The sequence below is a fragment of the Thioalkalivibrio denitrificans genome (assembly GCF_002000365.1).
GTDB classification, from domain to species: Bacteria; Pseudomonadota; Gammaproteobacteria; order Ectothiorhodospirales; family Ectothiorhodospiraceae; genus Thioalkalivibrio_A; species Thioalkalivibrio_A denitrificans.
In genome coordinates, this window is record NZ_MVBK01000001.1 from 34032 (window position 1) to 57874 (window position 23843).

The window sequence follows — 23843 nt, forward strand, 5'->3', positions numbered from 1 at the left end:
CATCCTGCGCCCGACGCCTCATACTATGCAGCGCATCCATTGGACGGCGCACGGCTACGCCCTGTTTCCAGCAAAGGCCACCACATGCTGCTCCAACTACAGGCCCCCAGTCGACGCAACGCCCCAGTTCACTGCCAGGTCCACCTTGATCGGGCGAGGTGTTATGCGGTGGCTGTGGTGCATAACGCGTTACGCTATGCATTCGCGGGATACCGACCGGAAGCAGAGCCAGGCGTGTAAGGCATAAGGCTTTGATCTCACGCGGAAATGCGTTTCCAGATATTTCTGGACGCGGGATATACGCGGTCGTTAGGCCGCATACATATAGTTGGGCCTCAAGAAGTGATGGCTTAGGCATATGAAACAATGCGCGTACTGCAGCGAAGACAGAAAGCTGACAAAAGAGCATATCTGGCCTAGCAGCATCATTAAAAAGTACGAATCAAAGCTGGCTTCGTACAACAAGAAGCTAGACAGTTTTGTTTACAGCGATCCGGTAATTAAGGATGTATGTGAAGAATGCAACAACGTCCTATTGTCGCCGCTGGATGCATATCTTTCCAGTCTATACGACGAGCACCTTCACCAGAGTCTAAATCCCGGAGACAGCACGGAGCTTTCCTTCGACCGTGAGATGTTGTTAAGAGCCCTTCTAAAGATATCCTTCAACTCCGCGAGAGCATCTGCTGCCGAAGACATAATGGCCGCTCATCGGAGATTCGCGCCGTACATTCTGCGGGGTGGATATTCTTTCGGAGTCCAGCTTCGACTTCTCGTGGTTACGTCGTCAAAGATCATCGCAGACGGCGAGTTGCAAGAGAAACACTTTCCGGTCAGCCAGCTCCGTTGCGCGGATATTCCATACGACGGACCGTTGAGCCATAGATTCATCGTTCGGTTGATAGCCATAAATAGCTTCTGGTTCTACCTGTTAATTTCCAAGAAGAGAGAGCCAGAGGACAAATGGAGAAAATTCTTGACAGGGTTCAAGACATGGAAGATCCAGCCTGGAATTCCCTTAGGCCCAGGCGTTAATAAGGTGGAAATTCCTGTCAATCAGACCACGTATATGACACCACAGCTCATGGAAACCATGTGGGAAGCAATCAGAAGGGCCCAACAAGTGGCTCAAGCCGACGGCCCCGCCTCGGGCGGGACCGCGGCTTAGCCCGGGCTGTTAGGACGACAGAAGAGCAGCGCTGATGCAAGATCTAGGTATAGACACGGCGATCTTGGTGCCATGGTTCGCTAACGAGCATGAGTCGCCATACTTCTTGGTTCGCGTGTCCGACGAGCACGCGGCTGCCTGGGCGGACGTCCTGGGCGTGCCAGTTCGCCGGTGCTACATCGACGATGCGCTGCTCGAGCAACGGGCGCAAGCCACCGGTCTTCCGAAATCGGAACTCGTCGCGGCCAAGCTACCCGATCGAGGCTCCACCATGGCGGGCGACTTCGGGGAAATTCTGGTCTTCCTGTACCACGCAACTGTCGAGCCCGGGGTCGAACTCATTGGTCCGAAGAAGTGGCGCTTGAAGCAGGACCGGACGAAGCCGGCGCCATACTCGGATGTCGTTCACTTCGTACTGCCGCACTGGCCCGAAGCCTCAACCGGCGATCGCATCCTCTGTTCCGAGGTGAAGACAAAGTCCACCAATGGGGATTCCACACCCATTAGCTCGGCAATTGCTGACTGCGAGAAGGATCGGACAAGTCGCTTGGCCAAGACGCTGGTGTGGCTGAAGGAGCGTGCGCTTCACGAAGACCTCGGAACCACGACCGTCGCTCACCTAGAGCGGTTCACCAAGGCCACCGACCACCCCGAAGCCCAGAAGCAGTTCCGGGCCGTTGCGGTTGTATGTGCGAGTCTCGTGGATGACGAGGTCGCAGACGCGCCCGAGGAAGAGCCCACGGATCACACGGTGGTCGTGATCGCCGTTCCAGATCTGAAGCAGCGCTACGAGGATGTCTTCGACGCCGTTCACGCCACCGTCGCGGAACCCGGAGGCGGCATGTGAGGGAGACTCTGGCCAAGTGGGTGAGCGACGCTGATGCCCTTCATCACGTGGAGCGATTTGGCTTTTCACAGCCGCCATTGCAGCTAAGCTACCTCCGCTCTCGAGGGGACGACTACTACATCTCGCTCGTTGCGGAACTCTTCGACCGGCTCCATGAGCCGTACAACGATTCTGTAGACTGGTCGCGGCTGGGCAACGCGATCACTCAGGCAGGCGGTGTCGGGGTCGATCAGGCACCGGCCTATCGCGGGATCCTGGAACCGGAAGCCGCTGTCCTCGGGGCGGCAGCGTTCTACTTCGGGGGCTACTCGGCCTCTGCATATCTCACGCTCCAGGCGGCGGACCCGGATGCCCTCGGTGAGATTCAGCGAGCGTGTTACGAGCTGCTCTCAAGGCCATCGACGATCAAGTCGGCACGTGTACGTGCGCTCGTCGGCGCCGTGCGAAGGGGTAATTTGGACACGATTCGTGCGCAGAGCGAGCAGGCTGCGGAGATGGAGTCATCCGCGCTGCAGCTCGACCCCGATGAATGGGTCGGATGGCGCCTGTTCCGACGAATACTCTCCAGGTTCGAAGAGACGAATGTCCGTGCCGTCCTTCCGGATGGCGAGTCGGAATTCTGGAACCCCCTGGTTCGGTCGCTCCTCAACCGAGACCCGCCGGCATGGGACTTCTTCCCTTCGCAGATCGACGCGATCAGAAGCGGGTTACTGGAAAGCGCGACCTCTTTCTCCATCCAGATGCCGACCGGCGCTGGCAAGACGGCGCTTTCGGAGACGCTGCTCTTCTATCACCTGAACCAGCACCCTGAGGATGTGGCAATCCTGCTCGTTCCGTACCGGTCCCTCGCGGCAGAACTGCGCGGCAGCCTCGTCAAGCGCCTGGGCCGCATGGGTCTGCCCGCCCGATGCGCGTACGGGGGGACTGTGCCTACTGGAGATGAGGTTCGAGACCTGGACGACACGCGGGCGGTCGTCGCGACGCCAGAGGCGTTGTCTGGCTTGCTCAGCGCGGAACCGGACTTCTTCGCCCGTGTTTCCCTCGTAATCTGCGATGAGGGGCACCTCCTCGACGGCGAGGCCCGCGGAGTAGGACTGGAGCTGCTGCTCGCTCGAATGCGAGCCCGCGAGATCGGACCGCCCAAGTTCGTCTTCGTTTCAGCCATCGTCCCGAACATTGAGGAGATCAATACATGGCTGGGCGGCACGGACGAAACCGTCGTCCGCAGCGAGTACCGCCCGGCACTCGCCGAATTCGCAGTGCTCCGGGTGGCCGGCAAGAACGCCGGCACGACGGTGGCACTGCAGCTTCACCCGCATCACACCGCATCCACGTTCTCGATCGAGCGCTTTCTAAGCCGCGATGACTTTCGCTACCGCAATGCCTCGACAGGCCGACTGAATACATACTCGTTCAACACCGTGAAGACCCAGGCCATCGCCGCGGCACGAAAGGCGCTGTCGATGGGGGCGGTTGCCGTGTTTGCGGCCAACAAGCGGGGCAACCAGGGAGCCGTAGGGCTCGCGGACGAGCTTCTGGCCCAGTTGGAAAACCCGCTGCCAATGCCCACTCCGATGCAGTTCGTTGAAGACGCCGCGAAGCTCCAGGCTGCGGTCGAGTACTTCACCCTCGAGTACGGCGCTTCATGGGTCGGAACGCGAGCACTAGCGGCGGGAGCCGTTCTGCATCACGGAGATATTCCTCAGGAAAGCAGGGAGCTCGTTGAAGCCTTGGTTCGCAAGGAGGACGTTCGACTGGCGATCTGCACGAGCACGCTGGCCGAGGGCGTCAACTTGCCGATCAGGACGTTGGTCTTGTACTCCGTGCAACGTCGCGGCCCAGATGGGGCCGCGGAGAACCTGCTCGCGCGCGATATCAAGAACCTCGTCGGACGAGCGGGACGAGCGGGAGCAACCACCAAGGGCCTCGTCATCTGCGCCAACTCCGGACAATGGCCGCTCGTAGCCCCCGTAGCTCAGCAGCAACCGGGCGAGCGCGTTTCCGGGGCACTTCTTGAGCTGATGGACCTTTTGCAGACGGGGCTCAGCCAGCAAAGCCTCACTCCCACGAATGACATTCTGGAGGGAGAGACTGCGCTTCACACGCTGATCGACGGCATCGACGCGACGCTCATCGACCTTGCCGCCGAAGAGCTTGGGGAGGACGAGCTGGTTCGGATTGCCGGGGAGCTGTCGAGCCAGACGTTTGCGGCTCGCCAGGCCGGGCCCGCGACCACCGCACTGATGAAGCAGGTCTTCGAGCTGCGTGCTCAACGGGTGGCCGCGATCAAGGGGTCTGGGCGACTCGGCTGGATCCGAGAGACAGGTACGCGAGCGCGCATGCTCGAGTCCGTGGAAGCGAAGCTGCTGCCCATGCGGGAGCGATGGGATGACGTTGAGACCGCAACGGACCCGGAGTTAGCGGAGGCGCTACTGACGTGGGCATGGGACCTTCCGGAGGTGGCTGAAGCCGTCAAGGAGGCGTACCGGGATGCGCCGCCGTCGCGCTCGGACTTCACTCGGGTATTGGAGGCATGGATCGACGGCCAGCCGTTGGTCGAGCTGGCTCGACGAGCGGGCATCGACATCGACACGATGCTTGGTGTTCACGCCAGGGTGATCAGCTACGTCCTACAGGTCGCCGTCGAACAGGGCATCGGTCTGCTCAAGAAGCTGCTCGAGGCGAGCGACCGCGAATTGGCGCAAGCCGTCGCCGACTTCCCCGAGCACCTGCGTTTCGGTGTCCCCACGCCAACGGCGAAGGTGCTCGCGGCCGGTGGTGTCCGGCACCGCCGAGCTGCGGTCGCGCTGGGCCGAAGCCCCGAGCTTGTGACGCTGGTTGATCGCGCATCGGTGTTTTCCGCGGCGCGACATCTGCTTGATGATCGGGAGCGGTGGCTGCCTGCGATGGGGCGCCTGGTGCTGGAGAACACGCTGGAGGATCTGAGAGATCCGAGTGTATTCGATGATGAAGGATAGATTCCCACGCGAAGAGCGTCCTAACGAATAGGGTTATTGCGCCAGGCAAAGCTTGGTGGAGGAGGATATGACTTAGAAGGAGAAACGCCATTGAAACTTCCAATGCGACCCAGTGGGATGGAACGTTCCCAACCGACAAACGTTAGCCACCAGCCGGAACCGAGGATTGCGTGGTCCCGGGGCGACCCGGGATGCGAAGCGTATCCAGGGAGTCTGTAGGCCGCATAATAGAGGGCGGAATCCAGTTCCAAGTGCGCCAGTGGGGTGAGAGGCGGGCATTGTGAACGTAGCTGGTGGGATGGGGTTGACGATCCACCATCCGAGCTGGAGTCCACAATGCCCTATCAGCATCTTAACGCCGCGGAGCGGCAGGTGATACAACTCTCCTCGGTTTCCGGCCGAAGCACCGTCAGAGTCGCGCGAGATGTCAGAAGTAGATCCACGCTAGTGCGCCGACGAATCCCAATAGGACCGGAATTTTCACAAACGTCAGCAAGCTCAATGCCCAGGGCGGATCAATCCCGTCGCTGACGCCCTTTGGAAGACGCTTCCCCGTGAGTGCTGGAACCCAGTACTCTCTCGCAAAGCCCTCTTCAAAGAATCCGCTGTGGTCCACGTGATAAAATCGATCCGCGACGATGCAGTGTTGAAATCCCCACCGACCCGAGATACCGAAGCCCCAAGTCATCGCCTTTGCCATGAGTGGCCATATGTCCTTCGTACCGCAATCGTTTACCACCCGACAGGCGGGCGCGTTCTCGAATGACGGATTGTCAATTCTGTCGGAAACGGTATCCCAATCGAAATTTGCATCGACTATGGCACCGCACAGCAAAAGTCGATGAATCCGTATCGGTTTGACGACGAGAAGGTAAACTGCAATCCATGAGCCAAAGCTGTGCGCAATAATGGAGACGCGGTCGAAATTTGGGTTGCCGAAGACTGACTTGGCCTTTAACCATACCGTTTCTGCGGCTTTTCTCCGAATGGCAGGAAACGGCAAGAGGAACTGAACTACATTGAAGAACCCGTACCCTATGGGGATCGGCGTGAGACCGCGTGCCGATTCTTCGATCTCATCTCCGACGCGCTGTCGCCAGCCGGCCGCCGTTCGAATGCCATGGATAAGGAGAACGGCGTGGCTGGGCACAACAAATCGATCGAGCGCGGCGCTCTTCGTGAATTCGGCAAAAAAAACCATTGCCGCCCGCTCTCCCTGATTGCCCAACATAAGCCAGATTTCGACCGTAAATGGCTTAGGTGCCCGCTCCATTGCCGCGCGAATCTCAGCACACATTGCTAAGGCAGCACGCTTTGGATCGAAGCCGGCGAACCCTGTACCAAGGGCTGGGAAGGAAATCGTGTGAAGCCCCATGCCCTGCAGGAGAGTCAAGGCCTGACGAGTGGCGTTCCGTATGATCTCCTCTTGGTTATGCACGTCACGATCGCGGTGACTCGGAATCGTGGCAGCATGAAAAATGTGCCGTACTCCCTGCTCCGCTAAGAGACCGGCCCCGGTGACTGCAATCGCTCCGACGGCAACAGGAATAAGCCGCCGCGACTCCTCGAACACTGAATCCCCTGCTGCTGCGCGAATTGCCGCTGATGTCCCGCCGCCCATACTCAGATTCGAGTCGTCGGAAGTAACGACCACTTCTGTCCGCGCTTCTCGGATATCGCCGAGCTTGACTACGAGGCTAGAGCCGTTAATGTCGTACAATTGTTCGAAGCGCATGTGCAGCCTTCTCCAGCGACTGGGTCGTTCGTGTGCGTCCGAGACTCGAACTCAGCATTTCAATTTCAGCGCTCAGCCAGCGATCCTTTGGCAGCTCTCCCAAGCTCGATCACTGGCGGGCACCCCTGACCCCACACCATTCTGCGACAGACGTCGAGAACTCTTCTCTTCATACCTTGTGGGCATACGATCGCCCTAACGTAACTCCTGAACAGTCGGTTCTCGAGCGCAGAGCCTAGGACAACCCAGCAATCGCGCAGCCACGGCTTCTCCAGTCGCTGGTCAAGAAGCTTCGCAATCTGTTCTACAGCCGCAACCTTCCGTTCTCTAAGTGGCTTGACCCCTTCATCCTCCCCCACTTCCGGTCCGTCCACGCTGTACCCGACCAAGGAATTGTTTAGCACGCGTGTAAGCCGCCATTCCTGCTGCGAGAAATACAGCATCTGTTCGTTCCGCGAGCTACTGTCCGCCGTCTGAACCAATCCGGACAGAAGATCTATCGCCTCAACGAGCAATGCAAGCCGCCTGCGATCGGTTTCAAATGCTTTAAGAAAAGACTTGACGCCTTCGGTGGGTAGCATTTGGCGCGCGGCCTCCAGGCGTGTCCTTGCATCTTCATCCTGGAAGATAAGATCGACCCGCGCACGCTCAAACGCATCGAAATAGCGTCTCTGTTCCGCGGTCAGTGCGTCAACGTCCCGATAGACTCGTTCCTCGAGACGCGATAGCACCGACAACAATTCGCGCGTCTCGAGCAATGCCGCGATGAGAGATGCCGCCATCGGGTAGCGGCGCTCATCCCGATCGACATAGAAATAGTGAACAGGAGCCATATCGAGATCGCGAGCCGCTACCGCATCCAGAGCGATTGCGAATTCCCCGAACACCTCGAAGTGATTCTCACGCTTTGAGGCATGCGGATTCGGCTTCCGCATTTCCGTGACACTCATGTGTGCGAAACACGCGCGAGTCTGCCGCAGGGGCACCTCCGCACGTCCGGCACGCGCAGCGCGCGAGTTCGGTGATAGTTTGACGCGTATCGTTTCCGGAGTAAGCAACAAGCCGTCGCGCAGTGTGGTCTCGAGCATCGCTACGCCGCACTCGCACATCAACTGCCAGTCGTCTTTGGCATGATGATCAGAAAAAGCGCCGAATTGACTCGGAAAGCAATGGAAGAGTAGCTTGGTGTCCGTATCAACCTTACTCATTGAATATTTCTAAGGCGCTTTCTGGTAACGCGCGAAGGATAGCAGCGGAACAGAATGTCGCGAGTGCGTGTAGCTGCGTCTCCTCGCTCGGTCTTGCTGCGAAATTGACGGCCCTGATGTAGCCAGCTTCCCTTTCTTCCGGCAATGTCCAACTGTACCGGGCGGGCAACCCTTCACATCGAAGCCCTTCACCCTCGGGATGCGGAGACACCGTGAAGTAGGCATGGATATCGCTGTTCACCCAACTGCTATCCGCGCTTGGGCCAGCCGGCTCCTTCAGATATCCTAGACTACGATTCAGGCTCATCCGAATTGCCTCCGCCTCTTCGTGTGCGCGATGAGGATCAACAAAGGATTCGTCGTAGTCGATGTAGGCCATCAGATCGACGAAGAACGGCGTGTTGAGATCCTTCGCGATGTAGTCTCCAACGCTCACAAACCTAGTGATCACGCTCGTACCCTTCAGCCTTACCGGCTCCAGGCCGCTCACCGCTGCTGTTCGTTGCACTTCTTGCGTTCTTTTGAGCGGCGCGTCCTTGGGCGCCGTATACACGCCGAGCTTTCCGGTTCGAACGAATCGTGCGAGGGCTACGAGATGCTGTCGCTCGAGCACGAACCGCCGGCACGTGGACTCCTTAATCACTATGCAGTAGTAGGGATCCTCTTCGGAGCCCATGGACTTCAGGGCGACATCGTCCGCTTCAACCGGCGTTCCTTGCTCATCCTCGAATCTCGCGATGCCCTGCATGATGACCCCACGATAGTCCATTGCAGAGTAGGGTGATACCTGAAGGAACAGCGTATGCGGTGGGACGAGCTTGTTTTGGTTGACTTCTGGAATCATACGACTGTGTTCGTCGAAGCCCGACTGTGCGAGTGCAACGGTTGCCGCGAACCAGAGGAAAGTCAACCACAGAACGCGTTTCATCGTTGGTCTCCCGTGTTAAGGATATGTGGTTTCAATGCCGCCGCATGGCGATTGATCTAAGCTAGATAGTGCGATTCCCCTCAAGTCATTCAGCGTCCGCCAACTCATCCACTCTAGTACCAAACGAGCTATAGTCAAGTCTGGTGTATGGAGCCCATGTTGGCCTGACTGATCAGGCGACGAGCTTCCGCTGTTGCTGCTCTTCGTCTTTCACCGGTTCACCGTCCTGGAAGACGACGCCCTGCATGAGTTCGGCAATGCGATGGGCGCCGCGAATGCGTCTCCAGGATCGCTCGGGCTCCTGCACGAGCTTGAAGGCCAGACCGAGAAAGGTGGAGCGCGACACGAAGTTCGTCGAGCGGCTGGTGCGGTGACGCACGGTCGCGAAAGTCGACTCGATCGGGTTGGTGGTGCGCAGGTGCATCCAATGCTCGGCCGGGAAGTCGTAGAAGGCGAGCAACGTGTCGCGATCGGAAGACGCGTAGGGTCAAGTCTAGTAATAAGAAGGAATATGTGGGAAGCAATGGGATCAGCTGGCTACCTAATTCTTTGTCTGGCGATCGACATGCATCAAGAAACCTAGCAAGCCGGCCGGCACACGCTTCTTCAGCAAAAGCTGCAGGCGCTTTGCGATGCGCTGGAGTAGGTAGTCCCCGAGGGGTCAAGCCCCTTGGTCGACCATGGCCACCCGGTCTGTGATCCTGCTGGTCTTGCTCACCGGCCGGTAGGTAAATCTCCTCAGATACCCTCAACATCCATTCCATGTGCCGCCAGCCACTGCCTCCTGCGCCCGAAGTCGGGTAGGGCACGCTCGAGATGCTGCCAGAACTCCGGGGTATGGTGCGGATGCCGTAAATGCGCCAGTTCGTGGATGACCACATATTCCGCGATGGGACGAGGGAGGAGGATGGTCTTCCAGTGGAAATACAGGCGCCCCCCCTTGCCGCAAGATCCCCAGCGATACCCGAGGTCCTGCACCTTCACATCCGAGGGGCGCGCTTCCAGGCGGCGCGCATGTTCGGAAACTTTGGTGCTCAGCCAGTCACGACCACGTTCGGTGTACCAGCGAATGAAATGCGCCCGTCCCTCGCCTGTCAGGTCCCGACGCAGCCGGAATCGACCCGCAATCAGCTTGAGCGCCTCGTCCTGGTCCTCCACAAGCTTCAAGCGGTAGCTGCGCCCCAGGTAAAGAAAACCTTCTCCCTGGACGTACTCCTTCCTGGGAATGGGTCGCTGGAGCAGAGCCTTTTCCGCGAGCTTGCTGTAGATCCAGTAGCGCTTCTCGCGCACGAAGGCCTCGAGCTGGCGGGGTTCGGCATGCTCGGGCGCTGCCAGCACGAGGTCGCCGCCCCGGTCGACGGTGATCTGCAGCGTCCTGCGGCGGGGGCTGCGCCGCAGCACAAAGGCCAGGTCGTCTACTTGAAACTCGGTCATAGCCGGATCAGCTTGTCATGGTTTGCCCGGGACACTTCCACCAGCTTGTCCACCGTGGCATCCAACCGGTCCATGGGCAACAGGCGGCGGTTGAAAAGCTCCTCGAAGAGACGCCCCTTGAGCCGCTCCTGGTCCGGGATACGGGCCGGCTTCCAGAAATCGGGGATGCGCAGCTCGCCAATGATGATCTGGACGATCTCCATGGTGGCATCCACCAACCGGGTCTGGGTCGCTGCATCGGGCACGGCCTCGTCGCCCAGTTTGGCCTGGGTGAGAATGCGCAGGAACGGGAGATACTCAGGGGGCAGATCGGGCAGCGTCTCACCCCCCACGGGCTGGTCGGCCTGCAGCTCGTCAATCAGTTCCGCAAAGGCATCCACCTGGGCGTCCCAGGCGCCGTCGAGCTTCTTGAGGATCTCCTTCAGCCGCTCGCTGAGCTTGCTGTACTTGACTGGGTCCTCATCCAGATGCTTTCGGATATGGGCGCGGATGGCATGTTCCATCTCAGAGGCCTTGGCGCGATCGCTCACCTGCCGGTCGAGGTGCTTCACGAAATCCGCATCGGTCAGCTGTACCGGGGGAATCCTGGGATCGATGCCCAATGAGATCATGTGGTCGTCGATGAGCTTGCGTACCTTGGCCCCAACGTCTTTGCCAAGCTCCGGCGTGTCCTTGTAGCGATTTCGGGCCACGGTATAGATGTAGGAGAGCTTCTTGGCGTCGGCGGTGAACTCCAGCCCCTCCGGCCGGGGCAGGACCTCGTCCAGGGATTGGGCGAACTGCTTCAGCTTCACGGTGAACTCCGCCCGCACTCGCTCGTCCGCGAGCGCCTGAATCGCCTCCTCGATGTCGTCCAGACTCTCCACCCCCTGACTGCGCAGCACGTCGATCACCCGCAGGTGGCGGTCGCGCAGTTTCGGGATCTCGTCCTTGAGGCTTTGCAGGCTCCCTTCCACGTCCTCCGGGCTGTAGGCGGCCAGGGCCTCCTTGAGATGGTTGGCCACCCCGTAGTAGTCCACCACGATGCCGTGCTGTTTGCCGTGGCCGGTACGGTTCACGCGGGCAACGGCCTGCAGCAACTCGGCCTCGCGGATGGGGCGGTCCAGGTACATCACCCCCTCGATGGGGGCATCGAAGCCGGTCAGCAGCATGGATTTGACGATCAAGAAGGCCAGCGGGTCGACCTTGTCGGGGTCTTTGTGCCGGAGCGGCTGCTTGAAGCGCTTGATGTGCTGCTCCACGGCCGCGTGATCACTCCACCTGGCCCAGGCCGGGTCATCATTGTTGCTGGCGCTGATCACCACCGCGAACTCCAGCCGTTCGAGGAGATGTCGATAACGCCAGGCCTGGACCGCCGCCTGCACCCGGGGCGGGCGCTGCATCAGGATCACGTCGTCCATGGCCTTGTCGGCCGGGCTCAGGCCATGGGCGTCGGCCAGTAATGCGTCCCGGGCTGCCAGGAGCGCCCCGTGATAACGCACCGCCGCCCGGCGGCTGTAGGCCACCACCTGGGCCTTGTAGCCGTTCGGCAGGATGTGGGTGACGTAGTGGCGCAGCATGTCGCCGGCCTTCTCTTCGATCAGCTTCGGCGCCTCGAAGATCTGGCCCCGGGTGGCGTACTTCTGCTTGATGGCCTCCAGTTCGCCCGGCGTGCGTTCCCGGAACAGGTCCTCGAACAGATCATCCAGGCTCGCGCCATCCTTCACGGCCCCGTGGGCGGTGCGGCCCTCGTAGAGCACCGGCACAGTGGCGCCATCCTGTTCGGATTCCTTCAGGGTGTAGCGGTCGATGAATTCCCCGAAGATGTCATGGGTGCGTTTCTTTTCCCCCATGATGATCGGTGTGCCGGTAAACCCGATACGGGCGCAATTGGGCAGGGCCTGGAGCAGGTTGGCGTGCAGGTCTCCCGCCTGAGTGCGATGGGCCTCGTCCACCAGCACAAGGATGTCCGCGCTTTCGTTCAACACCCCTAGTGACACGTTCATTCTGGGAAACTTGATGATGCCTCCCGAATCCGCCGCTGCCACCTCATCCAGCTTCAGGGATTCGGTCCTGGTCGGGGAGTAGGGCTGGCCCGCCTGGGGTTCCCGATATTTCTGAATGGTGCCGAACACCAGACCGGGGCCCGGCCGGCCGACCAGCGCCTTGAGCTTGTCGGTGGACTTCGCCGTCTCCACCGTCTCCCCGCTCAGGCTCGCCGTTTCCGAGAGCTGGCGCTGCAGGTCCTTGCGGTCGGTGACCACCACCACCTTGAACCGGCGCAACGCCGGGTCAGTGCGCAGCTTGCGCACCAGGAACACCATGGTCAGGCTCTTGCCGCTGCCCTGTGTGTGCCAGATGATGCCGCCGCGCCGGTCATGCTCACCATCCTCCAGGCGGGTCTTGCCCGTCCTCAGGCGTGCGATGGCGCGGGTCACGGCGCGGAACTGCTGGTATCGGCACACCAGCTTGAGGGTCTGCCCGCCCTCCGTGGTGAAGAGGGTGTAGTGGCGCACGATGTCCAGCAGGTTGGCTGGCGTGAGCATGCCCGCGATCAGCCTCTGCTGGCTGGAGAGGCTCTTCGTGGCCAATTCGGCGGCCACCTCGTCTTCACTGCGCGGCTCCACGGTCTTCCAGTTCAGGTAATGCTCGAAACTCGCGCTTATGGTGCCCACGCGGGCATCGTCGAAGTTCGTGGCGATCAGGAACTGGTTGGTGTGAAACAGGGCAGGGGCGCCCTCGTTCTCGTCCACCTCCCGGGCGGCCTTGCGCTGGTTGGTGTAGCGGCGCAGCTGGTCCACCGCGTCGCTGATCCCTTCCGGCACGGTGCGGCTCTTGCACTCCGCCACCACCAGCGGGATGCCGTTCACCAGCAACACTAGGTCGGGAATGATATGGCCCTTGGCGGAATCAAAGCCCGGCGGACACTTCATCTTGTACTGGTTGATGACGGTGAAGCGGTTGTTTCCGGGTTCATCCCAGTCGATGTACCGGATGGTCTGGCCGCGCCCCCCGTCCCAGTCGGGCAGACCATCCACGGAGATGCCCTTGAGCAGCAGCTCGGTGGCCTGCTGGTTGGCTTCCATGAGCCTGGCGGCGGGGATGCGGGTCAGGGCACCCACGGCCTGGGCGATGCGGGTATCGTCCAGCCAGGGCTGGCCGTCGCGGAGGTTGATGTGGCGAAGCTGCTCGCGCAGCACGCCCTCCTGGATCACCTGGGCAAAGCTCTCCCGGCCGGTGACCCCGGGGTCCTCCACCGAACCCTCGACGTAGGTCCATCCCAGCCCCTGCAGCTGGCGGATGAACGGTGCCTCGACGTCTGTGTACTCCCCGTTAGCCACGCATAGTCCGTATGAAACAATTAGTTATAGTAATTTTTCCCGCAGACCGAACCCAACGACCCGCAACACCCCCCTGATCCTAGCGATTATCTGCGCCGATCTCACGCCAGGGGATAGCGTTGCGCTTATTGCGATTGTCGATTATTGCGATTAATCTCCCGTAAAAGACAACCATAAGCGCACCGCGCATACACGATCCCGGGAGAGCGACCATGAACACAGCCGAACGTCTGCCAAATGCCGAGACCACGGATCTCGCCCGCGACAGCGCAACCGAACTCAGCAAGCTGCTGGCCCGGATCCCGGAGGCCGACCGTGCCCGGGTGCAGCTGGACGGCACCGAGCTGATCCTGCCCAGGGATGCCCTCGCCCTGTTGCGGGACATCCTCACGGAGATGGCCCAAGGCAATGCCGTCACTATCTTGCCCAGACACGCCGAGCTCACCACCCAGGAAGCGGCCAACCTCCTCAACGTCTCCCGGCCGCACCTGATCAAGCTGCTGGAAGAGGGCAGGATACCCTTCACGCGCACCGGCACCCATCGCCGCATCCGTTATCAGGATCTGACGGCCTACAAGACCGAACGCGACCGCAAGAGCCAGGACGCCACGGAGGAATTGGTGAAACAGGCGCAGGAACTGGACATGGGGTACTGATGCGTTTCGTCGTGGTCTATGACGCCTGTGTGTTGTATCCCGCGCCCCTGCGGGACTTCCTGGTGCGCCTGGCCACGACGGGCCTGTTCGCCGCCAAATGGAGCGATCGCATCCACGATGAGTGGATGCGCAATCTCATTGCCAGGCGGCCGGAACTGGAGACGGCCCTGCAACGCACCCGTGAACTCATGGATCAGGCGGTCGAAGACTGTCTCGTGGAGCACTACGAATCTCTGATCGATGCCCTGAGCTTGCCCGACCCCGATGACCGCCACGTGCTCGCGGCTGCCATTCGCGCCGGCGCCCAGCTCATCATCACCACCAACCTGAAGGACTTTCCCGAACAGACGATGGCTGACTTTGGCATCGAGGCCGTGCATCCGGACCTGTTTATCGTGCAGCAGATGGATCTTCACGAGGGCGCGGTGGTGCACGTCGCTCGTGAGCATCGCGCCTCTCTGAAAAACCCGCCCAGATCGGTGGATGAGTACCTGGACACACTTGCGGCACAGGGCCTGGTGGTGACGGCTGACCGGCTCCGGGAGTTCGCCGGTGTGATCTGATGTGCGCGAGCGTGTCCGCCGCCATACGCTCACGGAGTCCTATCCGAACCGAGCCCGCCCATGAAAAAGCATCTCCCGAAGTCAGCCACGAAGCGTCGGCCCAGCGACCAGGACAGATTGATTCGGGCGGTGGCGAGTTCCACCGCCATCGAGACGGGTGAGTCCATCCAGGCCATCGAACAGCGTCTGAAGACCGGGCGGTCCCGTTTCAGGCATCTGAAGCTCGCCTGATCAGACTTTGCGTTGCTGTGCTTCTCCCAGGAGAGGGGTGACGCGGACGCGGCCGGTGAGGAGGTCGTCCATTAGGCCGGTCCGCAATGTTCGTAGACGTTCACATTTGCGGCGCTCCTTCGCCGTCCGAGCGTCCAGCCTAGCCTTCATCTCCACGATTCTGTTCTGCTCGTCGACGGGGGGAACGGAAACCAAGAGCGGATGGACAAAGTTCCGATTAAGTGTTGGAACTGATGTCGCTGCATCGAAGCGCCCGAGTCGCAGACTGTCGAGAAGTATCACTGCAAACTTTTTGTTGTTGCCATGAAAGTCCTTTACCCAGAGGCTTGTGTCGTGCGGCCAGAAGTTCGATTCAATGTAATGTGTCAGGCCGAGTTTTCCTTTTCTCCCAGTCACAACACCAGGCCCCTTGACCATATACTGATTGTGGTAGCTGGTAATGCCCGATGAGGAAACGACGGGATAATCACCGGCCGTCTGCGACGCTACGGTAATGTCAAAGCCTCTTTGGAGCCTGAGTGTTTCGCCTAAGCTTCTTGTGTGCCACGACTTCGGAATCCGCCCCAAGGGCGAGTCCTTGTAAAGGTGCGGGGCCTGGTCGGGGGCGGGGCGGAGTTGGCCGTTTTGGTCGATGCCGCGGGTGAGCAGGTCGGTGAGCAGGCCCTGCTTGATGCGCTCCAGCTTGGCAATCAGCGCCTCGGTCCGGCGGATTTGGGTGTCCAGGGAGTCGAGAATTTGGGCGATCTTCTTCTGCTCTTCTAGCGGTGGAGCGAATATTCGAAATTGGCGCACGTCTCGGTCATTTACGGCTGGATAATTCGACCCGACCGCCGCATTCACGGATTGCGCATACACTTCGTGTCCGAGGATTGAAAAGAAGAGGTACTTCCCGTCTGAGATGCCGTCTCGTGGCCTGATTACGGAGAAGCCGGTGGAGGCAACCAGCTCTCCTACAGGTTGTTCGGGAACGTAACCGTGGGATCGGAGGTTGGGCCGTACAGTCCCGAACAACACATCTCCGGGCTGGACTCTTCGTCGGGCACGACTTGGAGCTCCTGCAAACCTGAATTCTTGCAGACTGTCCCAGTGAACGATTCCCTCTTCAACCGCACCAAGGTCGATATATCTGAAACGGTAATCAGATTCTGTTTTTACCCCAAGCGTCTCGGGATTGGTGTCAGCAATCTGAGCGATTTGTCGCCATTCAGACATATCCGAGCCCCCCCAGGAACTCCCGCAACTGCCGCGCCGCCGCATCCCGCTCGGCCTCGATATCGGCCAGCGTCACCTGGTACTTGTCCCACCAGACCTCGAAGGCACCGATCACCTGCTGGCGTTGGGCGCGTACATAGCGGGCCAGGATGTCCGCCATGTCGTCGTGCAGGATGGTGAGCAGAAGTTCGGCGGCCCTGGTTTCGTCGAGAGCGTCCACCTGCTCATTGAGATACGCCTCGAAGCTGGCCTGCTTGGCCTTGAGTTGTTTGGTGACGGTGGCGCGTTCTTTCTTCCAGTCGCGTATCTGATTCTGAACACAGAAGTCGCTTAGTGCACCAAGAGCTTTTTCGATCTCGTCACCCTGTTCACCGTCATCGTCTTCGTTCTCTGGGGCCTCGGCGGCCTTGATCTGGCTGTCCAGTTCGGCTTTGCTGGCCTGGAGCTGCTCCAGTTCGTCCACGAACTCGTTTAGCAGGAAGCTGACCAGTTTGTGGTCCAGGGGATTGGACTTGTCCTGCTTGTCCTCCAGGGCGGTCACGATGCTGGTGCGCCAGGCGTCGATGACACCCAGTGCCCCACGGGCCTGCAAGGCGCGGAAGTCGTTTTTGCTCTGCTCCCAGAAGCCGGCGATGATGCCGCGCACGGCAAAGGGGTCGAGCATGGCCAGCGGCTCCAGGGCGGCGCTGAAGCTGGCCAGCAGTTCCTCGCGCAATTGGCTCAGCCGGCTGCCATTGGCCGTCAGGGTGTTGGCCAGGGCGGTGATGCTGTGGCCGTGCTCGGTCCACCACGCCTCGAAGGCCGCCTGGAGGGCCGCCTCCCTGGCCAGCAGCCCGGCATTCTGTTCGATGGCGGGTTTGAGGTCGGCCCGGACCGTGAATTCGGGCTTGAAATCGACGTAGTCCGGATCGCCCGCCCGCGGGGCGAACAGGTCCATGGGGTCGAGGCCGTGGGCCTCGAAGAGGGGCTGTTTGGCCTGGATCTCCCGGACCGGCACGCCGCCCTTGAGGTGAGCGCGCACGTCCTGGGGTTCCGGCGGCGGGGCGTTGTCGGCGTAGCGGCGGATGTTCAGGTTGTAGTCGTTCTCGGCCAGCTGCTCGTTGCTCACGATGGCCGAGAAGCCGGGCACTTCGGCGAAGTTGTCGAAGGTGCTGACGATCTTCTCGATATGCTCCGGCAGCAGGTAGTTCTGGGCGCGGCCCTCGTAGTATTCACGGTCGGCGTTGATGAACAGCACCTTGCCCAGGCGCTCGACGGGCTTGGCGCCCCTGGCGCGCAGCACCAGGATGGCCGCCGGGATGCCGGTGCCGTAGAAGAGGTTGGGGGCCAGCCCGATCACCGCCTCGATCAGGTCGTCCCGGATCATGCCGGCGCGGATCCCCTTCTCGTCACCGCCCCGGAACAGCACCCCGTGAGGCATGACGGTTGCCATCATGCCGTCGGCCTTGAGCACGGCGACCATGTGCTGCAGGAACATCAGGTCCGCCTTCTTGGCACCCAGGGGCACGGTGCCGTACTGGAAGCGCTCGGGGAAGCGGGGATGGAAGTCCTTCTGGCTCTCCTTGTCCGTGGGGCCGTAGTTGATGGAGAAGGGCGGGTTGGTGAGGACGCGGTCGAAGCGCATCAGTTCACCGCCTTCCACGTGCTGGGGCTCGGCCAGGGTGTCCTCGTTGCGCAGGTCGGCGCTGGGGATGCCGTGCAGCAGCATGTTCATCTTGGCGATGGACCACACGGAGCCCGCCGCCTCCTGACCGTAGAGGCCGAGCAGACGCGGGTTGTGGCCCTGCTCCTCCACGTATTCCTTGGAGAGGATGAGCATGCCCCCCGAGCCGCAGCAGGGGTCGTAGACGCTGTGATTCGCCTGGGGCTTCACCAGCCGCACCATCATGCGCACCACCGAGCGCGGGGTGTAGAACTCGCCGCCCTTCTTGCCGGCGGAGTCGGCGAAGTCGCCGATCAGGTATTCGTAGGCGGCCCCGAGCAGGTCCGGGAACTCGAAGTCTTCGTTGCGCAGGCGGTAGGCGCTGAAGTGGGTGATCAGGTCCCGCAGCTTGCGGTCCGGAAGCTTGGAAGCGCCCACCTTGCGGGTGAAATCGATGTGCTCCAGCACCCCGTCAAGGCTGGCGTTATGCTCCTCCAGCCCCGCGAGGGCCTTGTTCAGGTAATCGCCCACGTTGTGGTGGGCCTCGTTGAGCAGGTGCTCCCAGCGGGACTGCTCCGGCACGTAGAAGGTCTCCTTGTGCCAGTTCTTCATGTTGGCGATCTGTCGTGCCGATGCAGCGCTCTCACCGGCGGCGACCTGCTCCGCGACGATCTTCTCGAATCGCTCCTCGAACACGTCCGAACAGCGCTTCAGGAACAGCATCCCGAAGATGTATTCCTTGAACTCGGAAGCATCCATCTTGCCGCGCAGGATATCCGCGGCCCGGAACAGGTGGCGTTCCAGCTGGGGGAGGGTCAGGGGCATAAAATTGCCATTCTAAAACAATTGGTTATGATTGTTTATGATCTCATGGTTCTCGAGTAGCTTACCCGGTGGTCCGGGACAGCACCAACCGGATGGCCGAGGCCGGTAGGCCGTGGGTCAGCCGCCGCTGCCAGGGCCAAGCGCCCGAGACTAAGGATCGGCTTCTGAGGAGGAGCAATTAGTCCTTGCCGAAGGCGTGACGAGTCCGGACGTTCGGATCTAGCAAGACGATCCGCTGTAGTGGGAAGCCATCTCGGATCTTATCTGATCGGTCTTCGTCCAACCGAAAGCGGAAGAGGAAATAGGGAATCAGGCAACGGCGTAGTGTGACCTCCCAAACCCAGCCGTTGCCGCGCCGACTCATGCTGTATTCCTTGGCAATCACACGCTGTTGTCCCGCCGATAGCCCGGGGTTCGGGATGACCTCTATGGTTTCCATTTCTTCCCAATCAGAGTCTGATGTGGCTCCAGAGGGGCGCGGCGCATCCGTGGCGTCAAGGGAACTGATCCGTGTCAGTGCCAGGTCGATGTGCATGCGGCGGTTTTCGTCAAAGGCTCGGACATGCCAGCGATCACCGGTCCAGGCCAGCGCGTGCGGCCAGACGGTTCGGCACTCCGATTTCGCCCGGGAAAAGGATTGGTACCGAATAACGCATCCTTCCTTGCGATGAATCGCTTGTAGAATTCCCCGTAGAACTGCCTTGTCGATGGCGCCCTCGGGTGGCCGCAGCGCGTCGCAAGGGACGTCGCCACCCAATTCGGTCCGCAGGGCGTCCGCGGGGTGCTGCGCGTGGGCGCGCAGCAGCGCGAGGTACTCTCCGGGATCGCCAGACGCCAGGCCGGGTTGGAAGTCTTGGGTGGGACGGTAGGATCGGCTGGTCTCGTCATACCAGATGTTTTCAGGGAAGTGGTCCTTGTAGGCGCGCATTTCGCGGGTGAGATGGTTCGGCGTCACGCCGAACTCATCACAGATATCCCTACGGTTAACCGCGCCCTCCCAGAGCAACCGTGACTCTAGGAAACGCAGCCGCTGGCGCTGCCCGTGATTCAGGCTTGCGATCCAGCTTTGACGCTGTTGAGCGGTCGGCTTCCGCCGTTGACCGAATTGCACAATGTTTGACCTCATATAGTCCACGCATGACGAGTAGGCTGCTCGTCAGCAGTATATCAATGGTTTTAGTTGTATCAAGCTTCATGGTAACCTATGGCCAATAGTCGATTTTAGGAAGGGTCTGCGCCCGTGACCGACTCTATGACACAGCGCTGGCTTGAGGCCTGGGGCTATACCAGGGCCCGGGAAGGACTCCACCGCCGCGGCGACTCCGCGTCACCGTTGCACGCCTACCGCAATGAGATCCAGGAACTGCTTGACCCCGGGAACGAAATCCGCGCCACGGCGGTGTTCGACGTGGAGGGCGTCCCCACGGTGTGCTTTATCGAAGACGATGGGAGCCTCGCCAACAGTCAGGAGAGCCTGAACCGCATCCGGGAGAAAATCTGGAACCAGAACCTGATTTCAGTAGCGCTCGTAGTGAATCTAGATCAGGCGCTGGCGCTGCCAGTTGGGCGCAAGACCCTGGAGCCCGAGCGAATCACTTGGGCTCAGCGCGAGCCCAACGGGCCGTATTCCTGTCGCGGTATCCAGACCGGCGAACTATTCCGACGGCACAAAGATTGGTTCGAGCCGGAGGACCGAGTCGATGAGCAGCTCCTGAAAAACCTCAAGCACATGGTCGAGGAGCTGATCGGATTCGGACTGACCAAGGTAGATGCGCAGTACCTCATGGCCCAGGTGCTGTTCATCTCCTATCTGGAACACCGGGATATCGTCGGAGACCGGTATCGCCGGAAACACCATCTGCGGTGTTTTGAGACGCTGGTGCAGGACGGCGACCGACGGGGCATCGTGCGTCTGATCAAGCGACTTAAAACGGATCTCAACGGTGACTTTCTCGAGCCCGAAACGAAGGGTTCCGGCCTCTGGAAGGCGCTTTCGGATGACGCCCTTGAGCTGTTATACCGGTTCTTGCAGCGGGAGGACCTAGACGGTGGCCAGCGCAGTCTCTGGCGATACGATTTCCGTTACATCCCGGTGGAACTGCTGTCCGGGATTTACGAGACTTTCCTGGCCGACGATAAACGGGAGGTAGGTGCCTATTACACCCCACGGCATCTGGCCAACCTCGCCGTCGACCAAGCATTCCGGCATTCGCCGGACATCTTGTCCGAACGCGTCTATGACGGCGCCTGCGGGTCCGGTATTCTGCTGACTACAGCCTACCGCCGGATGCTCTCATATGCTCAGGCCAAGGCCCGCAAGCCGCTTTCCTTCAGAGAGCGTCGCAAACTCCTCGAAGGCCACATTTTTGGCTCGGACCTGAATAAGTCTGCCTGCCGAGTAACGGCCTTCAGTCTCTACCTTTCCATGCTGGAAGGGCTTCAGCCGACGGATATCTCCAAGCTGCAGGACAACAGTCGGGTCAAGCTGCCCAACTTGAGCCAAGGCAATATTATCGGCGGCGTGGATCGCGGCGATTTTTTCTCTAATCGCAACCCGCATGCCAACAGCCATAATTTCACGATTCTGCTGTCCAATCCGCCTTGGGTCGAGCCGAAGGGGCGGACTGATCTGCCGAGTGACACCTGGGCAGCGGAAAATGGATTCAAGCTGCCGCGCCGTCAGACGGCGGCCGCGTTCATGCTTCGTGCACGGGATTGCCTGGCCCCAGAAGGGCGTCTGTGTCTCATTCTACCGGTTAGTGTTGCTGCGGCGCCCACCAGCGGAAAGTTCATAGGCGATTGGTTGGACTACTACGAGCCGGAGACGCTGATCAACTTTGGGGATCTTCGAAAGCTGCTGTTCAGCACCGCTCGGCAACCCTGCATGATTGCCGTGGGTCGGCCCCGTCCCCATGATCAGGTCCGGCAGATTTCCGGCCGGGAAACCTTCGAGTACTGGGTGCCAAAAGCGGATATTAGCTTGGCCTTTGGTCGCCTGACCCTGCATAGCCAGGACCGCCATGAACTCTCTACCCGGTTCATCCAGATGGACAATGAGCCGCTGACAACTCTATTTTGGGGAACCAAGCAGGACATGGCCACCATCAGCTCCCTGCGAATGATGGGCCGGCTTGGGGACATGATCGGAAAAGACGGTCCTTGGAGTAACCGAAAGGGTTATCACGTCCACGACGCGTCCATTACCGATCCGGTGTCTTCGCGGCCACTTAGGGAGCTGCCGTTCCTGGATGCGCGGAAATTTCACGTCGACGGCCCTGTCCTGGACAAGGTCCTGCTCGAGGACTTCCCGTCCGACATCAAGACCTTGGCCCGGTTGCCGGATGCGCTCATGGCCGCTTTCAGCGGTCCCAAAATCGTGTTCACAGACGGTATCACCAGTGACCGCAAAGTGCGGGCAGCATTCTCCAGTGAGGCGTTCACATTCAAGCACAGCATCGGCATGCTCTCCGGCCCGCCGAGGGACGAGCCCCTGATGCGGTTCGTCGCCGCCTACCTTCACTCCAGTCTAGTTCAGTACATACTGCTGATGACCGCATATCAGGTGAATTTCGAACGTGAGCGGGTCTCACTGAAGGATATTCAGCGCCTGCCCTTTATGCATCCGGACCGTCATGAGCACTCCGGCCGTGCCTGGCAGATCGTCAAGGAGGTCTCTGAGCAAACTAAACAGTTCGAGAATGCGGGAGGCATACTCCAGCAGGGCTCGGATCCGAAGAAGCGGGACGAACTGATTCTCGAGTACTTCGGGCTGGACCGTCTGCAGAAGGAGCGCATCAAGGAGGTATCCACCCTTATCGCCCCGAACCTTCAGCCCGGCACCATCAAGGCACTGGATACGCCCCTACAGCAACGTGCCCACCAGAAACAACTCACCGCCTATGGGCGCTCCCTTCGGGATGAGATTCGAGCCTGGTCCCGAGCCAGAGGCGGGGTCGGCGATGTAATGGTCGAGGTGATGGCCAATTCCACGCATGTATGCGGCCCGCTGGGTATCGTCAAAGTGACGCCGGCCCCAAGGGGCGGCCGTGTCCGTGAAAAGTTGCAGGCGGAGGCTGATGATAAGGCCTTCAATGCTGTGCTGGAGGCATTGGGCAAGAAGGGCTTGCTGCCTCTCGATGCAGGCTCGCTGCTGCAGCTGGCCCCAGACACGGTGGTAAGGTCTGGGGACACCCTGTACCTCGTTAAGCCATTGCTACAGCGCCTCTGGTTGCACTCCGAGGCGTACCGCGATGCTGAGAGGATCGTGCGTCGCGTAATGACCGCTCCGCGAGACTTGGAGGTTGCTCAGTGAGACGACGCTTTAGCTGGGAGGAGTTGCTTCCAGTAGAGGAGACACGTGCGGCAACGGCGTTCATGATCGAGGTATGGAAGAAGGCATCGAGTGCCAATCCGAAAGACTTTAAATACAGCGCACGCGAACCCGATCTAACCGGGATGCTCACCTATTACCTGCATCAACTTGGAGCGGACGGAAGAATCCTCGGTTTCTGGAATGCTGAGACACAAATGCCGAGGAAACGCGGGATCGGGCGCCTGTCTCGAACCCGGAAAGACCTCTCATACCAGTCGAACTTATCAGGCGGCCGCCTGGACCTCACTTTCGAGTTCAAAAAAATTACAACATCCAACCTGGGCGCCTACCGTGGCGATGGGGGAATGAAGCGGTTTGTAGATGGTGACTACGCGATCGGAAAACCGCTTGCCTTCATGGTTGGGATCTCCAGGCCGGGTGATATGGCACCGATCAAACACCTGCGCCGCTCACTGATGAATAAGGCAACCCAGAGGGTCTTGAGGATGGTGCGCGATGGCTCCGGACGCTACTTGGTCGAGCCGTCTGAAGCCGTGCCCGGCTTCTGCCAATTTGATACCGAACACAACCGTCCCCGTGGCAAAGCGCCTGCTCACGGCACTATCACGTTGGGACACATTTTCTTGGAGTGCCCTAGTTCCTAAGCATTTGTCCGACATGCTGCGCACGCAGGATAAATGCTTAGGAACTAGATGCTCAACACCGTTATGTGGCAGCAGGGTGTAGTCTCAGTGCGTATTCGACGCTCATTCGGCCACCCATT

16 protein-coding genes and 1 pseudogene are annotated in these 23843 nt (G+C 60.2%); 8 read left to right on the plus strand and 9 right to left on the minus strand.

What is annotated here, in order from left to right; all coding sequences use genetic code 11:
- The first annotated feature begins 358 nt into the window (after positions 1-358).
- Genes B1C78_RS00155 through B1C78_RS00165 form a run of 3 tightly spaced genes read left to right on the plus strand, consistent with a single transcriptional unit; the run spans position 359 to position 4993 of the window.
- Entirely contained in the window at positions 359-1168 is an 810-nt protein-coding gene (locus B1C78_RS00155) for a hypothetical protein (protein WP_077277126.1), read from the plus strand.
- A gap of 34 nt (positions 1169-1202) precedes the next feature.
- Positions 1203-2015, plus strand: coding sequence for a Hachiman antiphage defense system protein HamA (locus tag B1C78_RS00160; RefSeq protein WP_077277127.1), 813 nt, complete (start codon positions 1203-1205; stop codon positions 2013-2015).
- Between the two features lie 20 nt (positions 2016-2035).
- Positions 2036-4993, plus strand: a complete 2958-nt coding sequence (locus B1C78_RS00165; protein WP_217697977.1) for a DEAD/DEAH box helicase — start codon at positions 2036-2038, stop codon at positions 4991-4993.
- Between the two features lie 427 nt (positions 4994-5420).
- Here B1C78_RS00165 and B1C78_RS00170 read toward each other — a convergent pair whose 3' ends face one another.
- The 6 genes and pseudogenes from B1C78_RS00170 to B1C78_RS00195 form a co-directional block, all read right to left on the minus strand.
- Positions 5421-6728: a macro domain-containing protein gene (locus B1C78_RS00170; protein WP_077277129.1), complete on the minus strand. Its 1308-nt coding sequence runs from the start codon at positions 6726-6728 to the stop codon at positions 5421-5423.
- A gap of 65 nt (positions 6729-6793) precedes the next feature.
- Positions 6794-7936 carry a hypothetical protein gene (locus B1C78_RS00175; protein ID WP_077277130.1) on the minus strand — a complete coding sequence of 381 codons (1143 nt, stop codon included), beginning with the start codon at positions 7934-7936 and terminating at the stop codon, positions 6794-6796.
- A complete protein-coding gene (locus B1C78_RS00180) occupies positions 7929-8864 on the minus strand; it encodes a hypothetical protein (RefSeq protein WP_077277131.1) in 936 nt (311 codons plus the stop codon). Before B1C78_RS00180 ends, B1C78_RS00175 begins: the two co-directional genes overlap by 8 nt.
- Positions 8865-9036: 172 nt before the next feature.
- Positions 9037-9336 (minus strand): annotated as a pseudogene (locus tag B1C78_RS00185) (transposase); the annotation flags it as partial.
- Between the two features lie 266 nt (positions 9337-9602).
- A complete protein-coding gene (locus B1C78_RS00190; protein ID WP_077277132.1) occupies positions 9603-10298 on the minus strand; it encodes a M48 family metallopeptidase in 696 nt (231 codons plus the stop codon).
- A complete protein-coding gene (locus tag B1C78_RS00195) occupies positions 10295-13618 on the minus strand; it encodes a type I restriction endonuclease subunit R (protein ID WP_077277133.1) in 3324 nt (1107 codons plus the stop codon). The genes B1C78_RS00190 and B1C78_RS00195 overlap by 4 nt, the downstream gene beginning before the upstream one ends.
- 212 nt (positions 13619-13830) lie before the next feature.
- Here B1C78_RS00195 and B1C78_RS00200 point away from each other — a divergent pair, with 212 nt between their 5' ends.
- The 3 genes from B1C78_RS00200 to B1C78_RS17530 are packed head-to-tail and all read left to right on the plus strand — an operon-like array spanning position 13831 to position 15068.
- Positions 13831-14274 (plus strand): helix-turn-helix domain-containing protein, encoded by a 444-nt coding sequence (locus tag B1C78_RS00200; protein ID WP_077277134.1) that lies wholly within the window; start codon positions 13831-13833, stop codon positions 14272-14274.
- The gene (locus B1C78_RS00205) at positions 14274-14837 is read left to right on the plus strand and encodes a PIN domain-containing protein (protein WP_077277135.1); all 564 of its coding nucleotides are present in this window, start codon (positions 14274-14276) and stop codon (positions 14835-14837) included. Before B1C78_RS00200 ends, B1C78_RS00205 begins: the two co-directional genes overlap by 1 nt.
- A gap of 60 nt (positions 14838-14897) precedes the next feature.
- Complete coding sequence (locus B1C78_RS17530) at positions 14898-15068, plus strand: hypothetical protein (protein ID WP_175628172.1); 171 nt, start codon at positions 14898-14900, stop codon at positions 15066-15068.
- On the opposite strand, the gene B1C78_RS00210 is transcribed toward B1C78_RS17530, so the two are convergent.
- From B1C78_RS00210 to B1C78_RS00220, 3 genes are all read right to left on the minus strand, one after another.
- Positions 15069-16280 carry a restriction endonuclease subunit S gene (locus tag B1C78_RS00210; protein ID WP_175628173.1) on the minus strand — a complete coding sequence of 404 codons (1212 nt, stop codon included), beginning with the start codon at positions 16278-16280 and terminating at the stop codon, positions 15069-15071.
- Complete coding sequence (locus tag B1C78_RS00215) at positions 16273-18747, minus strand: type I restriction-modification system subunit M (protein ID WP_077277137.1); 2475 nt, start codon at positions 18745-18747, stop codon at positions 16273-16275. Before B1C78_RS00215 ends, B1C78_RS00210 begins: the two co-directional genes overlap by 8 nt.
- Before the next feature lie 178 nt (positions 18748-18925).
- Positions 18926-19858 (minus strand): BrxR family helix-turn-helix transcriptional regulator, encoded by a 933-nt coding sequence (locus tag B1C78_RS00220; protein ID WP_175628174.1) that lies wholly within the window; start codon positions 19856-19858, stop codon positions 18926-18928.
- Positions 19859-19999: 141 nt separating this feature from the next.
- Here B1C78_RS00220 and B1C78_RS00225 point away from each other — a divergent pair, with 141 nt between their 5' ends.
- A complete protein-coding gene (locus tag B1C78_RS00225) occupies positions 20000-23059 on the plus strand; it encodes an HsdM family class I SAM-dependent methyltransferase (RefSeq protein ID WP_077277139.1) in 3060 nt (1019 codons plus the stop codon).
- On the plus strand, positions 23056-23724 hold the full coding sequence (locus tag B1C78_RS00230) for a hypothetical protein (RefSeq protein WP_139349743.1): 669 nt from the start codon (positions 23056-23058) through the stop codon (positions 23722-23724). Before B1C78_RS00225 ends, B1C78_RS00230 begins: the two co-directional genes overlap by 4 nt.
- The last annotated feature ends 119 nt before the right edge of the window (positions 23725-23843 follow it).